At 65.2% G+C, this 14220-nt stretch carries 13 protein-coding genes; 10 read left to right on the top strand and 3 right to left on the bottom strand.

Annotated elements, in window-relative coordinates; all coding sequences use genetic code 11:
* Positions 1-10: 10 nt before the first annotated feature.
* The 4 genes from recG (at position 11) to C7438_RS02035 (ending at position 4166) form a co-directional block, all read left to right on the top strand.
* Complete coding sequence (gene recG, locus C7438_RS02050) at positions 11-2059, top strand: ATP-dependent DNA helicase RecG (protein ID WP_170143486.1); 2049 nt, start codon at positions 11-13, stop codon at positions 2057-2059.
* 244 nt (positions 2060-2303) lie between these two features.
* Positions 2304-2963: a 16S rRNA (guanine(966)-N(2))-methyltransferase RsmD gene (gene rsmD / locus C7438_RS02045; RefSeq protein ID WP_353653301.1), complete on the top strand. Its 660-nt coding sequence runs from the start codon at positions 2304-2306 to the stop codon at positions 2961-2963.
* 50 nt (positions 2964-3013) lie between these two features.
* Positions 3014-3532, top strand: coding sequence for a pantetheine-phosphate adenylyltransferase (coaD, locus tag C7438_RS02040; RefSeq protein ID WP_121443671.1), 519 nt, complete (start codon positions 3014-3016; stop codon positions 3530-3532).
* 22 nt (positions 3533-3554) lie between these two features.
* On the top strand, positions 3555-4166 hold the full coding sequence (locus tag C7438_RS02035; RefSeq protein ID WP_121443670.1) for a shikimate kinase: 612 nt from the start codon (positions 3555-3557) through the stop codon (positions 4164-4166).
* Here C7438_RS02035 and C7438_RS02030 read toward each other — a convergent pair.
* Both C7438_RS02030 and C7438_RS02025 read right to left on the bottom strand, forming a co-directional pair.
* A complete protein-coding gene (locus C7438_RS02030) occupies positions 4144-5112 on the bottom strand; it encodes a YqhG family protein (RefSeq protein WP_170143484.1) in 969 nt (322 codons plus the stop codon). The genes C7438_RS02035 and C7438_RS02030 overlap by 23 nt on opposite strands.
* Positions 5113-5153: 41 nt before the next feature.
* Complete coding sequence (locus tag C7438_RS02025; RefSeq protein WP_121443668.1) at positions 5154-7022, bottom strand: DEAD/DEAH box helicase; 1869 nt, start codon at positions 7020-7022, stop codon at positions 5154-5156.
* A 150-nt stretch (positions 7023-7172) separates the two neighbouring features.
* Here C7438_RS02025 and gcvT point away from each other — a divergent pair, with 150 nt between their 5' ends.
* The 6 genes from gcvT to C7438_RS01995 all read left to right on the top strand — a co-directional run bounded on the left by gcvT (position 7173) and on the right by C7438_RS01995 (position 13235).
* Positions 7173-8276 carry a glycine cleavage system aminomethyltransferase GcvT gene (gene gcvT / locus C7438_RS02020; RefSeq protein WP_121443667.1) on the top strand — a complete coding sequence of 368 codons (1104 nt, stop codon included), beginning with the start codon at positions 7173-7175 and terminating at the stop codon, positions 8274-8276.
* Between the two features lie 45 nt (positions 8277-8321).
* The gene (gcvPA, locus tag C7438_RS02015) at positions 8322-9701 is read left to right on the top strand and encodes an aminomethyl-transferring glycine dehydrogenase subunit GcvPA (protein WP_245956419.1); all 1380 of its coding nucleotides are present in this window, start codon (positions 8322-8324) and stop codon (positions 9699-9701) included.
* On the top strand, positions 9698-11161 hold the full coding sequence (gcvPB, locus tag C7438_RS02010) for an aminomethyl-transferring glycine dehydrogenase subunit GcvPB (protein WP_121443666.1): 1464 nt from the start codon (positions 9698-9700) through the stop codon (positions 11159-11161). The genes gcvPA and gcvPB overlap by 4 nt, the downstream gene beginning before the upstream one ends.
* Positions 11162-11225: 64 nt before the next feature.
* Positions 11226-11948 (top strand): AzlC family ABC transporter permease, encoded by a 723-nt coding sequence (locus tag C7438_RS02005; protein WP_170143483.1) that lies wholly within the window; start codon positions 11226-11228, stop codon positions 11946-11948.
* Positions 11945-12265 (top strand): AzlD domain-containing protein, encoded by a 321-nt coding sequence (locus C7438_RS02000; RefSeq protein ID WP_121443664.1) that lies wholly within the window; start codon positions 11945-11947, stop codon positions 12263-12265. The genes C7438_RS02005 and C7438_RS02000 overlap by 4 nt, the downstream gene beginning before the upstream one ends.
* 130 nt (positions 12266-12395) lie before the next feature.
* Positions 12396-13235 carry a lipoate--protein ligase family protein gene (locus C7438_RS01995; protein WP_147401961.1) on the top strand — a complete coding sequence of 280 codons (840 nt, stop codon included), beginning with the start codon at positions 12396-12398 and terminating at the stop codon, positions 13233-13235.
* A 31-nt stretch (positions 13236-13266) separates the two neighbouring features.
* Here the strand turns inward: C7438_RS01995 and dat are convergent, their stop codons facing one another.
* Complete coding sequence (gene dat / locus C7438_RS01990; RefSeq protein WP_121443662.1) at positions 13267-14100, bottom strand: D-amino-acid transaminase; 834 nt, start codon at positions 14098-14100, stop codon at positions 13267-13269.
* Between the last annotated feature and the right edge of the window lie 120 nt (positions 14101-14220).

Here is a 14220-nt window from a genome sequence, read left to right as displayed (position 1 = left end):
TGGTGTGGCCGTGGGCCTCTTTTCCGCGCCGCTGCCGGAGGTCGTTTCGCTCCCCAAATCCCGGCAGGACGTTTTGGCCGAAGTGGGAATTCGCACGGTAGGCGATGCGCTTCTCTTCGTACCGCGCCGCTACGAAGACTTTCGGGCCAAACCCCTCGAGGAAGTCCGCGTTCCCGAAACGCTCTCTGTCGTGGGCGTGGTGCAGGCGCATCCCAAGTTTTCCCGCTTCCGCGGAAACTTCTCGCGCCTCGCGACTACCTTGGACGTCGGCGGAAGGACGATCACGGTCGTCTGGTTCAACCAACCGTACCTGCGCGAGCGCTTGATTCCGGGAGCCCGCGTGCAGGTGGCGGGGCGCTACGACCCGAAGTCCCGTCAGCTTGTGGCGCAAAAGACGCGCTTTTCCGCGGAAGGCATTGCCACGGAGTCGCTCACGCCCGTGTACGGACTCCCGGGGCGCGGAGCGGATGCGTGGTTTTCCGAACTCATACGCCTCCTTTTCTCCCTTCCCGATCTCGAGATTCCCGATCCGATTCCCGCGGCGCTTCGCGAGAAGTACCGCCTTCTTCCGCGGGGGGAGGCGCTCCGCACCCTCCACTTCCCCCAGGACGAGCGCGAGCTCTTTTGGGCGAAGCGGCGCATGGCCTTCGAAGAGGTTTTCCTCTACCAACTCAAGGTTCTCGCGGCCCGGAACGTGCGCGTGCGGACGCGGAGGGTACGGGAACACCGCTTTCGTCCAGAAGAGGTCTTAGAGCTTGCCTCGCGCTGGCCCTTTACCCTCACGGGGGCGCAGCGGCGCGCGATTCAGGAAATCTTTGCCGATCTCCTCGGACCCTACCCGATGAACCGCCTCTTGCAGGGGGACGTAGGATCGGGGAAGACCGCGGTGGCGGCGCTGGCGATATACGCCGTCGTCCGCGGCGGGCGTCAGGCGGCGCTCATGGCGCCCACGGAAATTCTCGCCGAACAGCACGTGCGTACCCTGCGCGGCCTTCTGCCGGAAGACGTGCCAATCGCGCTTCTCACGGGACGGACGCCGCGGCGCGAGCGGGAGGAAATCCTCTATGGGCTCGCCCAGGGCACGATCTCCGTAGCCGTAGGTACCCACGCTCTGATCACGGAGCACGTGCGCTTTGCCGACCTCGGGTTCGTCGTTGTGGACGAGCAGCACCGCTTCGGCGTCGTTCAACGCCGCCTGCTCGCGCAAAAGGGGGACGTCCCCGACCTCCTCTCCATGAGTGCGACGCCAATTCCCCGGACGCTCGCCCTCCTCCTGTACGGGGACCTGGACGTTTCGGTTCTCGACGAGATGCCCCCTGGGCGAACGCCCGTCGAGACGCACTGGACGACGCCGGAACGCTTTGCCGACGTGCTCACCTTTGTCGACGGGCAAATCGAACGCGGGCGACAGGCGTACGTCATCGCGCCGCTCATTGAGGCATCGGACAAGCTCGAGTACCAAAACGTCGTCGACCTCTACGACCGGGTTCGAAACTTCTTGCCCAGGCGGCGCGTCGGCCTCCTCCACGGACGGCTCTCCGGCCGCGAAAAGGACCGCGTGATGCGCGCTTTTGTTGCCGGCGAGCTCGACGTCCTCGTTTCCACGACGGTGGTCGAAGTTGGCGTCGACGTCCCGAACGCCACGGTGATGGTGATCTACGACGCCGACCGCTTCGGCCTCGCGCAGCTGCACCAACTCCGGGGGCGCGTCGGCCGGGGCTCGCACAAGTCGTACTGCATCCTCGTCGCCGATCCCCGCACCGAGCTCGGGCGCAAGCGCCTGCAAGTCTTCCGCGAACTTACGGACGGGTTTCAGATCGCGGAAAAGGACTTCGAACTCCGCGGACCGGGCGATCTCTTCGGCACGAAGCAGAGCGGCTTGCCGGAATTCCGCTTTACCCAGCTCGACTCACCGCGGGAACTGCGCATGCTCCAAATCGCCCACGAGGAGGCGGAGCGCCTCCTCGCCGATTCCGCCTTTTGGGAAACGGAGGAGGCGGTCCCCTTGCGCGAGGCCCTGGCGGGCGTGCACGAGGAGGCGGGGCAGCTTTGGGATTGACGCTGTCCCGCTGGGGACCGATCCTCTCGGCGGGGGCACCTTTCCCCCTTCGGGGCGCCGGTCTCTTCCCCGAAAAACGGCGTCGGCCTTCCTCGAGGCAAAGGACAAAAAAAATCGGCCGCGTGTGCGGCCTACGGATCAAGGGTTGGGAGAGGAGAAACCGGAGGAAGAGCTTGGGGGGAACAAGCACGAGCTGTGCGGACCGCGGCTTTGAGCGCCGCCAGTAGGGAGTATTCCCGGAACGGTGGCGGGATATACCACGCATAGCGTTTTTTCCCTCGGCAAAAGGGAGGTGCCGCACGTGCGGATCGTCGCCGGTGAGTGGAAGGGACGCCGCCTTCTCACGCCGTCCCAGGCGCATACGCGGCCGACTTCCGGGCGCGTACGGGAGGCCGTGTTTCAAATCCTCGGCCCGTTCTTTGCGGGCGGCGTGGTCCTCGACCTCTTTGCGGGCAGCGGGGCGGTGGCCTTCGAAGCCTTGAGCCGAGGGATGGAACGCGCGGTCCTCGTGGAATCCTCGCCGCAGGCGCTTCGGGTGATCCGGGAAAACGCCCGCCTGCTCGGGGCCGAAGGCCGCATCCGCGTGATCTCCCGCCCGGTCGAAAAGGCGACGGACCTTGTCGTTGCCGGCGGTCCGTACGACCTCGTATACGCCGATCCGCCGTACGCGTACCCCGTCGAACGCCTTGCGGCGCTCTTCGCCGCTCTCGTCGCCCGCGGCGCGCTTGCCCCCCACGTAAAGATTGCGGTGGAGCGGGCCGCCCGTTCGGGAGACGAGGATTTCGTACGCCTGCGCGATGCGCTCGGGGGACTTTCGGGAGAAGTTCGCATTCGTCGCTTTGGAGACACCGCAGTGTGGGTTGTATTCGCCGAACCGCCGTCCGAGGCCCCGGACCGCTCGTAGCAGCCGAAGCGGGACCGTCGACCGCGGGCGGGAAAAGGAGGAAGACGGGCGTGGAACGCGGAACCCAGCTCGCCGTCGTTCCCGGGAGCTTTGACCCCGTGACGTACGGGCATCTCGACATTATCGAACGAAGTGCGCAGATCTTCGACCGGGTCATCGTTGCGGTTTTGCGCAACCGCGACAAGAAACCGCTCTTTACGACGGAGGAACGCGTGGCGCTTCTCCGGGAGACGACGCAGCACCTTCCCAACGTCACCGTGGACGCCTTCGGCGGCCTCCTCGTGGACTACCTCGCCCGCGTGGGCGCCCGGGTGATCGTGAAGGGGTTGCGGGCGGTGAGCGATTTCGAATACGAGATGCAGATGGCGCTCATCAACAAAAACCTGCGGGAAGATGTGGAGACCTTTTTCATGATCGCGCGCCGCGAGTACTCCTTCCTCAGTTCCAGCATCGTGAAGGAAGTCGCCCAGTACGGGGGCTCGGTCGCCGACCTCGTCCCACCGCCTGTGGAAGCCGCGCTCAAGCGGAAGTTCTTCGGAACAGAGGCAGGGGGGCCTTCGGCGGGCTGAAGGGCGAAAGGAGGAGGTCCAGGTGAGGGACGCGTCGCCCGTCGGAAGCGGAGGAGATGCGCGGGCATCGGATCGGCAGGGCGACGGGAACCGTGCGGACGCGCGGGGGAGGCGACACGTCTACCTCGTGGGTTTCATGGGTGCGGGAAAGAGCACGGTCGGCCGCCTTCTCGCTCGGGAGCTCGGCCGCCGGTGGGTGGACATGGACACCGAGATCGTCCGCGAGGCGCGGAGATCCATAGCCGCCATCTTCGCCGCGGAAGGAGAAGAGGGCTTTCGCCGGCGCGAGGCAGAGCTCCTCGCCCGCCTTGCGGAGGAGGAGACCCCCCTCGTCGTGAGCACAGGTGGTGGCGTCGTCCTGCGTCCGGAGAACCGGGAGAGGCTGCGTGCGAGCGGTATCGTCGTCTACCTCGAGGTTCCCTTTTCGAACCTCTGGAAGCGCCTCAGCGAGTCCGGGGGGCATTCCGATCGCCCCCTGTTTTCCCTGGACGACGAAGCATCCCTGCGCGAACGCTTCCGCACGCGCGAAGCTCTGTATAGGGAAGTCGCCGACCTCGTCTACGCAAATCTCGACACCCCCGAGCGGGCCGCCGCCGACCTCGCACGCACGCTCAAGGGCTTTTTCTGCCGCTGAGGCGTTCGGCGAGCCGGCGAAGCGGTTCCGGAGCGAGTTCCCGCGCCGGGAGAGCGCGGGGGTCCTTTGCGAGGTAGACGAGGGCGACTTGGACGAGGGAGAGGCGAATCCGCGGACGGTAGCGGCGGAGGAGGTCTTCGCGTTCCTTTTCCGGATCGAAGCCGAACTCCGGTTTTGCCGAGGGTTCCTCTTTCGGCGCGGAAGCGTCCTGCGATTCCACCACTTCCCAGCGGGACACTCCGGATTTCGTTTTCGCCGGAGGGGGAGGCAGAGAGGCGGAGTCGAGTCGGCGCATCTCTTCTGCCAGGCGCGCGCGGGCTTCTTCCGCCCATCCGAGGTCGCCCCGGATCTCTTGGAGGACGTACTCGACGACGGACCTGGCCGCCCCTTCCCCCGAACGGATGGCGGGGAGGAGACGGGTGTAGGGCGGGGGCTCGCTTCCCAAAGAAAGGTCGAGAAGTCGCCCCCAAAACTCGGGTACGATTTCTCCCCGCACGGCGTCGTACCCGTAGGAGGCGACGTATTCTCGGGCGACCTCGCGAAAGAGCCCCACGCGCACCGTAAAGGCGTACCAAGGTGCGAGAGTCCCGCCGCCTTCTTCGTATTCAAAGAGACGCACGGCGCTTCCCCGCCGGGCGAGCGCCCGAAGGATTCGCCGCAGCCGTTCGGAGGTCGGCGTGAGCCATTCCTCGCCGCCGCCGTAAGGAGACGGTGGGCTCGGACGGGCATCGCTCCCCGGGGCGTAGAAGCGGTACGTCTTTTCCAAAGGCTCCGGCTTGAGGTTCCCCGCGTCGACGAAGGACCAGTACATGGGCCGATAGCCGAGTTCGAGATCGGCCTCGCGGGAAAGGCGGACGCGAAGCAAAACATCGTCTTCCTCGAGAATTTCGCTTCCCGTGCGGCGAAAGTATTCGGCCGTAAGGAAGCGCAAGGTCTTTGGATCCACCGTCTTTCCCTCCATCGTACCGCGTTCGCCGGGACGTGTGCCTACGACGTCTTTTCGGCTCCCGCGCCTTCTGCGCCTTCGGCGAGTTGTTCGAGAAGGGCGGCGAGGTGTGCGAGGCGCACGTGTCGTTCCTGCGCACTGCGCGAGCCGACGAGGACGTCGAAGAGGTGACGTTCGAACCGCGTGCCAACTCCGCGCCCGAGGACGTCTTCGTCGAGGCCGAGGAGGGCGTGGATCGTGCCGAGCTTTTCGTAGAGGAGGGCTAGGACCTCGGCCTCCACGGTATCCTGCGTGACGAGGTTGTACACCTGCACGGGCTCTGTTTGCCCGAGGCGGTGCACGCGCCCGATGCGCTGCTCGAGTCGCATGGGGTTCCACGGAAGGTCGTAGTTCACCACGTGGCGGGCGAATTGGAGGTTGAGCCCTTCGGCTCCGGCTTCCGTTGCGGCGAGGACGCGGACCCGCGTTGCGAAGAGCTCCCGCATGTAGTCCTTCTTGGAGCGGCCGAAGCCGCCGCGGTAGAGCACGGCAGGAATCCCCTCGTCTTTGAGGCGCTTCACGAGGGCGTGAACGCTCCCGTGGAACTCGGAAAAGACGACCACTTTTTCGTCCTCGGGCATCCCCCGCAAGAGGGCGATCAGGGCGTCCTGCTTGTAGTCGTGGGGAATGGAGCGGCCCATCTCGTACAGGGAGAGGATTTCCTCCTGCAGGGCGGGGTCATCCGGGTACTTGCGGTACAGGCGCAGGAGGCTCGTGTAGACGGCGACGCGGCTCGAGGTGAGTTGACGCTGCATGAGGATCAGGGGAAGGGCGGCGCTCTTTCCGCGACGGGCGTACTCTTTGCGGATGAACGCGCTCACCGCTTCGTAGAATTCCCGTTCCTCGCGGGACAGGTGGATCGGAACGGTGACCACGCGCCGCGGCGGAAGTTCGATCCCTACCTCTCGGCGGCGCGAGCGGATCATGACCTCGTGCAGGCGTTCCCGGACTTCGGCCACTGCGGAATCACTTCCTTCGGCACCCGACCGGGCGCCTTTCGGAACGGAGAGCATCCCCTCTTGCCTTTCCACTGAAGCAGGTTGAACGTCGGGAAGGGGCCTTTTGCCGCGGCGTGCTGCCGCCCGCTCGAGTTCCGCGGAGATTTCGTGGCCGGGGCGGAGGAGTCGGACGAGCGACGCGAGCTCGCGGGGGTGGTTGTGCAGGGGCGTCGCCGTGAGGAGAAGGAGGAACGTTTTCCGCAGGGCGGCGACGAAGCGGTAGGCGAGGGTTTTCGGGTTCTTCAATTTGTGCGCCTCGTCGACGACGACGAGGTCGAAGGTGCGTGCGAGGAGGATCTCGCGATACGGAGAGCGTTTGGCAAAGTCGAGAGAGGCGATGAAGCGCGGTTCGTGCTCCAGGGTGTGGGGCTTTGCAGCGATGGGGAAGTAGAGGGAGAACTTTTCCGCAAGTTCCCTCTGCCACTGAAGGGCGAGGGAGGCGGGTACGAGGATGAGGACGTTTTCCGCAAGCCCGCGGCTCAGGTACTCGACGAGGATGAGCCCCGCCTCGATCGTCTTTCCGAGGCCCACTTCGTCGGCGAGGAGCGCCCGTCCCCCCATCTCCCACACGGCACGGCGGAGGACTTCCCGTTGGTGGGGGAAGAGTTCAAGGTGGGGGAGAAGATCGGGGGCGTATAGCCGGTCGAACTCGGGCTTTGCGTCGAGCACGTGTACGAGGAGGGCGAGCGGGAAAAACGCCGCCAAATCCCAGGGACGTTCTCCGCGTTCCGCCTCCCGGAATTCGGCGAGGGCCTCCGCCTCTATCCGTACCTCCACCCGTGCGGGAACGCGGGGGTCCTCCTCGCCCGATCTCGGCGGAAGGAGGAGCGACGTGGGGAATGGGAGGCGTTCCTCCGAAGTTGTTTGCTCCACGGTGCCGCACCTCCTGTTGTGAAGTGCGGTACGAAGGCGCGGGATTTTGCTCCTGCACCTTTTTTTGCGTAAGATGAAGGTCGAGGCCGAGCCCGAACGTAGTATGGGACCTTAGACCGGCAGGTATCCCCACGCAGGGAGGCATGATCCATGGGGGAACTCCGGCGTACGCCGCTGTACGCGAGGCACGCCGCCCTGGGCGCAAAGTTTGTCCCCTTTGCGGGATTTGAACTTCCCGTGCAGTATTCGAGCATTCTCGAAGAACACCGCGCCGTGCGCGAACGCATGGGACTCTTCGACGTCTCCCACATGGGAGAGATCCTCGTTTCGGGCCCGGAGTCCGTGGATTTCTTAGAAAGGCTCGCAACGCAGTACGTCGCCCGTCTCGAGGTCGGTCGGGCGGCGTACGGATTTTTCTTAAACGAGCAGGGCGGAATTTTGGACGACGTGCTCCTCTATCGCCTCAACGACGAGGAATTCCTCGTCGTGGCCAACGCCGCCAACACGGAGAAGGTGTATCGTTGGCTCAAGGAGCACGCCCTCGGCGGTCCCCAGGTTCTCGACATCTCCGATCGCATCGGCCTCATCGCCCTTCAGGGCCCGCGCGCCGCGTCCTTCCTCTCGCAACTCGCGGAGCCTTCGGTAGACGACCTTCGCCCCTTTCGCTTTCGCGAAAACGTGACTGTGGCCGGTGTCCCCGTCCTACTCGTCTCGCGCACGGGGTATACGGGCGAGGACGGATTCGAGCTCTTTGTCGACGCGGAAGCGGCAGCAGAACTCTGGGATGCGCTCCTCGAACGGGGACGGGAATACGGCCTTGTCCCCTGCGGCCTCGGCGCGCGCGACACGCTACGCTTCGAAGCCGGGTTGCCCCTCTACGGACAGGAGCTCGCGGAGACGATTACGCCCCTTGAGGCCAACCTCGAGCGCTTCGTGCGCTGGGAAAAGCCGGTCGACTTCGTGGGGAAGGCGGCGCTTCTCCGGCAAAAGGAGCAGGGCATATCCCGCCTCTTGGTAGGCCTGCGGATGGAAGATCGGGGGATCCCGCGCACGGGGTACGCCGTCTTTGCCGGCGAGGCCCTCGTCGGCCGCGTGACGAGCGGGACCATCGCCCCCACACTTGGCGGTGCGTACGCTATGGCCTACGTGGACGCGGCGTACTCCCGAGAGGGAACGAGGCTCGACGTGGACCTCCGCGGCCGGCGGGCGCGGGCGGTCGTTGTCCCCCTGCCTTTTTACCGCCGTTCCGGGTAGACGGTGACTTCCTCGCCCCCATGCCCGGATGAAGGTGCAAAGGGAATGACGTACGTGGAGGCGGTACCCATGACCTATACCCCCCATACCCCGGATGACGTCGAGGCTATGCTTGCCGCCATCGGCGTAGGGAGCGTGGAGGAGCTCTTTGCCGACATTCCCGAAAGCGTCCGCCTCCGTCGCCCCCTCGAGGTAGAGGGCCCAATGGGCGAGGCGGAGGTTTACCGCTTCTTCCGCTCTCTCGCCGCGCAAAACCGCACCGTGCACGACCTCGTGCACTTCGTAGGCGCGGGGGCGTACGAGCACACAATCCCGGCCGTCGTGCAGGCGCTCATCTCGCGCGGGGAGTTCCTTACGGCCTACACCCCGTACCAGGCAGAAGCCTCCCAAGGGAACCTCCAGGCGATCTTCGAATTTCAGACGATGATCGCCGAGCTTACGGGCCTCGACGTTGCCCAGGCCTCTCTGTACGACGGCGCCACCGCCGCCGCGGAGGCGATGCTCCTCGCTGCGCGCGTCACGAAGCGGCGGCGCGTGCTCGTAAGCCGGGCCCTCCATCCGGACGTGCGGGACGTGCTGCGCACGTACGCGTTCGGCCCTGACCTCTCCGTAGACGAGGTGCCCATCGACGCACGGACGGGGGCCACGGATGCGGCGGCCCTTGCTGAGCGTCTGGACAAAGACGTTGCGGCCGTCTTCGTGCAGTACCCGAACTTCTTCGGCGTCGTCGAACCTTTGGACGTCCTCTTTGCTCCCGTGAGGGAGGCGGGGGCGCTCGCCGTAGCCGTAGCTAACCCCCTCGCCTTGGGCCTTCTCGCTCCTCCGGGCGCCTTGGGTGCCGACGTCGTCGTAGGCGATGCGCAGCCGTTGGGGGTACCCCTTTCCTTCGGCGGCCCGTACGTAGGGTACATGGCGGCTCGCGAAGCCTTCGTCCGCGAGCTTCCCGGACGGATCGTCGGAGAGACTACGGACGGCGAGGGGAGGCGGGGCTACGTCCTCACCTTGCAGGCGCGGGAGCAACACATTCGCCGCGAGCGGGCGACATCGAACATCACGTCCAACCAGGCCCTCATGGCCCTCGCCGTGACGATCACCTTGAGCCTCTTGGGTAAGCGGGGGATTGAGGACCTCGCCCGCCTGAACGCCCAAAAGGCGCACTACTCCCTGCAGACGATCGAAGCGCGCACCCCCCTTCGCCGGGTGCATACGGGACCGTTCTTCCACGAGTTCCTCCTCGACGTCGGCGTTCCCGCGAAGGAGCTCCTCGCGCGAATGTGCGAGCGCGGCTTCGTGGCGGGATACGACGTTTCCCGGCGCTACCCCGAATACCCGACACACCTCCTCGTGGCGGTGACGGAAGTCCGAACGCGGGAGGAAATTGAGCGCTTTGCCGAGGCGCTCGCCCAGGCGGTGAGTGGTTCGTGAAGCTGATCTTCGAACGAAGCGTTCCCGGACGGCGGGCAATCGAGTTTCTCGACGCTCCGTCTTTTGCGGACGTTCCCTTGGACATCCCCGAGGCGTACGTGCGCAAGGCACCACCCGAACTGCCGGAGGTTTCCGAGCTCGAGGTCGTACGCCACTACACGGCCCTTTCCCAGCGAAACTTCGGGGTGGACACCGGGTTCTATCCTCTCGGATCGTGCACGATGAAGTACAACCCGAGAATTCTCGAGGTCGTCGCCTCTTTCGAGGGATTTCGCGACCTCCACCCCAACGCGCCGGAGGAGCTCGTACAGGGAGCGCTCGCCGTTCTCGCGGGTCTCGAGCGCAACCTGCGGGAAATCCTCGGCATGGACGCCGTGAGTCTCCTCCCGGCGGCGGGGTCCCACGGCGAGCTCTTGGGGCTCATGCTCGTTCGCGCCTATTTTGCCGAGCGCGGAGAGCAGAGGGACGTTGTCCTCGTTCCCGACTCCGCCCACGGGACGAACCCCGCAAGCGCGGCCATGGCGGGATTCCGGGCGGTGACGCTCCCGTCGAACTCCCGGGGGAGGCTCGACCTCGAGGCGTTGCGCCGTGCCCTTGCCGAGCACGAAGGACGCGTGGCGGCGCTCATGCTTACGAACCCCAACACGCTCGGTCTCTTCGAAGACCAAATTCTCGAGATCGCCGAACGGGTGCACGAGGCCGGGGCGCTCCTCTACATGGATGGAGCAAACCTCAACGCCCTCCTCGGGGTGGCCCGTCCCGGAGACATGGGCTTCGACATCGTGCACGTCAACGTCCACAAGACCTTGGGTACGCCGCACGGAGGCGGCGGCCCGGGAGCGGGACCCGTGGGCGTCAAGGGGTTCCTCGCCGACTACCTCCCAGTACCGCGCGTCGTCCGCGACGGCGAGCGCTTCACCCTCGTGGAAGAAGCGCCCAAGTCCGTCGGACGCATCCGAAGCTTTGCCGGGAGTTTCGGAGTACTCGTCAAGGCGTACGCCTACATCCTGCTCCACGGTCCGGAGGGGCTAAGGCGGGTTGCCGAGCGCGCAGTGCTCAATGCGAACTACCTCTTCTCCCTCCTCAAGGACACCTTTGCCGCGCCCTACCCGGGCCCGGTCATGCACGAGTTCGTCCTTTCCGGCAAGAACGTCAAGGCAGAAACGGGTGTCCGAACGTTGGACGTCGCCAAACGCCTCCTCGACTACGGTTTCCACCCGCCCACGATCTACTTCCCCCTCATCGTCGAAGAGGCGCTCATGATCGAACCTACGGAAACGGAGGCCAAGGAAACGCTCGACGCCTTTGCCGCCGCCCTTCGGGCGATCGTCGACGAGGCGAGGCGGGATCCCGAGCGCGTGCGTTCGGCTCCCCATACCACGCCCGTCGGCCGCCTCGACGACGTCAAGGCCGCTCGTCGACCCGTGCTTCGCTACCGCACGCCGGAGCGGGCGCAGTAGACCGATTCGGCTTTCGGGTATGGCGAGCTGCCCGCGAACATCGGGTGGGAAAGGGGCGACCGTCTTGGGCGGACGTAACCTCTGTGCCGAGGTCGGGGACGGTGCGCGCCTGGGCCTGCCCGTAGCTTTGGGCTACATCCCCATCGGTATCGCCTTCGGCCTCGTGGCCAAGGAAGCCCACCTCGACCTTTGGGCGACGGCGGGGATGAGCGCCCTGGTCTTTGCGGGAGCGGGGCAGCTCATGGCCGTGCACCTCCTTCTCCAAGGGACCTCCTCTTGGCTCATCGCCCTCCTCACGTACTTCATCAACTTGCGCCACATGGTCATGGGGGCGACGTTGGCGGAGCGCCAGACGTGCCGGTCTCCGCTTCTTCGGGCCGTGCTCGCCTTCTTTCTCACGGACGAGACGTATGCCGTGGCCCAGTTTGCCCCGGGCGAGCTCACCTTTGCCCGTCAGCTCGCGCTTGGCGTCGTCGCGTACAGCGGCTGGGTCGGTGGCTCGGTCCTCGGGTACCTGTTGGGGGCGGTCTTTCCCGCCGACCTCGAGGCGAGCTTCGGCATCGCCCTGTACGCGATGTTCCTTGGACTCCTCGTTCCCAACCTGCGCGGCGCGCGGGAACCCCTCCTCCTCACCCTCCTCGCCGTGTTCCTCTCTGCAGGTCTTCACGCCGCCTTTCCTCGGCTTCCGGGAGGTGTTGCGGTCGTGGTGAGCGCGCTTTTGGCCGCCCTTCCCGCACCCTTTCTCGGCTTGGGACGAGAGCAGGCGGAAGAGGAGGTGGGCTCGTGAACGTCTCCGTCTGGTGCCTCATCCTTTGCATGGCCTTGGCGACCTATGTTTCCCGCCTCGTGCCGTTTGCGGTGGGAGGGAGGCGGCTTCCGCCTCGCCTGCGCCCCTACCTCGCCGCCTTGCCCTACACGATCTTGGGCGCACTCCTCGTGCCCGGCATCTGGACGGCTACGGGCCACGTTGCCTCGTCGCTCCTCGGTTCCGGCGTGGCCGCCGTGCTCGCCTACTTTCGCGCCAACCTGCTTCTCGTCGTCGTCGCCGCCGTGCTCGCCGCTTATGCGGGAGAAATGGTGTTGGCGTACCTTTTCTCTTCCTGAGTTTTTCTGAACAAGGGAACCTATCGTCCAGTTCTTTTCGCGGCCTTCGGAAGGAAGCCTTTTTCCCCCTGCGGCCGTTTTGCCAAAGTCGGACCTTTCGGGAACACGCAAAGAAAGGGGAGACCCTGCCTTGTTTCCGCAAGAAACCTGGCGTCTCGTAGAGACGTGGGACGGCGATCCGCATTGGAACATGGCCGTCGATGAGGCGATCCTTCAGACCCACGTCGCGGGCCTCACTCCCCCGACGCTTCGGTTCTACACGTGGAAGCCGTATGCCCTATCCCTCGGCTACGCCCAAAAGGTCTCTACCGCTGCGGACGTAGAAGCCCTCGCCCGGCACGGCGTCGTCCTCGTCCGCCGTCCGACGGGCGGAAGGGCGGTGTTCCACGCCGACGAACTCACGTACAGCGTGGTTCTCTCGGTGGGGCACCGTCTCGCCCCGGAAAGCGTCCTCGCCTCGTACCGCCTCTTGAGCGCCGGTCTTCTCGCGGGCTACCGAATTCTGGGCATCCCCGCCGAGCTCGCCCCGGAAACGAATCGCGACGCCCGAACGAAGGACTCCGGCTCCTCCCCCGACTGCTTCGATACCCCTTCTCCCTACGAACTGGTGGTCGAAGGCAAGAAGATCGCCGGAAGTGCCCAGATGCGTTCCGAAGGCGGCGTGCTCCAACACGGCTCGCTTCCGATTACCTCGGACGTAGACCTCCTCTTTGCCCTCTTCCCCTTTGCCGATGAGGGGGAACGTTTGAAGGCCAAAGAGTACCACCGGCGGAGGGCCACGACGATGGCCGAAGTTCTCGGGTACCGGCCCGACTTCGAAGAAGTGGTTCGGGCCTTTCGCCAGGGGTTTGAAGAAGCGCTCGGAATTCGCCTCGAGCCGGACGAGCTTCACCCCGCAGAGGAAGTCCTCGCAGACAAACTCGCCGAAGAAAAATACCGCCAGGAAGGGTGGACCTTCCGGCGGCGATAGGGAAGGGAAGACGACAACACGCCGTCCGTGCTCAGAGGGGAAGCGTGGCCGCAAACGCCTCTTGAAGGCGCCGCGTGACGGGACCGGGGCGCCCGTCGGCGATTTCGCGGCCGTCTACCTGCACGATGGGCGTTACCTCGTGGATTGTACTCGTGAGGAAGAGTTCGTCGGCGGCAAACAGCGCCTCGGGCGTAAAGGCCTCCTCTTGCACGGGGATCCCGAGCTCCTTCGCGAGGCGGATGACGATCTGGCGCGTGATCCCGTTTAGGATGTGGTGCCCCGTTGGGTGGGTGACGAGTACGCCGTCGCGGACAAGGAAGACGTTCGTGGAGGAACCCTCCGTGACGACGTCGCCCCGGATGAAGATCGCTTCGCCCGCTTTTCGCTCTACGGCCGCCTGTTTGGCGAGGACGTTGCCCAGGAGGTTCAGACTCTTGATGTCCACGCGGTGCCACCGGACGTCGGGGACGAGGATCGCCGTAATCCCCCGTTCGAATTCCTCTAGAGGCCGGGGAACGGCCTCTACGTAGCCTACGAGCACCGGTTGCGCTTCTTGAGGAAAGGCATGCGTGCGCTTTGCCACACCTCGGGTGATTTGGACGTAGAGGATCCCCTCGTCAATCCCTTGATCGCGGGCGAGCCTTTCTGCAAGCGCTTCCAACCTGTCTACGCCTTCGGGGACGGGAATCCGAAGTTCGCCCAAGCTGTAGCGCAGGCGGTTGAGGTGCATGTCCATAGCGTACATGCGACCGCGATAGATCCGCACCACCTCGTATACACCGTCTCCGAATTGGTAGCCGCGGTCCCAAGGAGAAATTCGAACGTCGGATGCGTCGAGGATTTCCGTTCCGTAGATGACCTGCACGGTCCATCCCTCCGGCTGCCCGCGTTTCCGAAATACACGGCAACGTGAATAGTTTCATTGTACCGATTCCGTCCATTCCGCGAAAGGGGTTTGTTGTTTCTGGTCCGCCGACACGGTATG

The sequence above is a fragment of the Brockia lithotrophica genome, from assembly GCF_003633725.1.
Classification (GTDB): Bacteria; Bacillota; Bacilli; order Thermicanales; family DSM-22653; genus Brockia; species Brockia lithotrophica.
The sequence above is the reverse complement of the archived record's forward strand: the minus strand, read 5'-3'. Positions and strand labels throughout refer to the sequence as shown.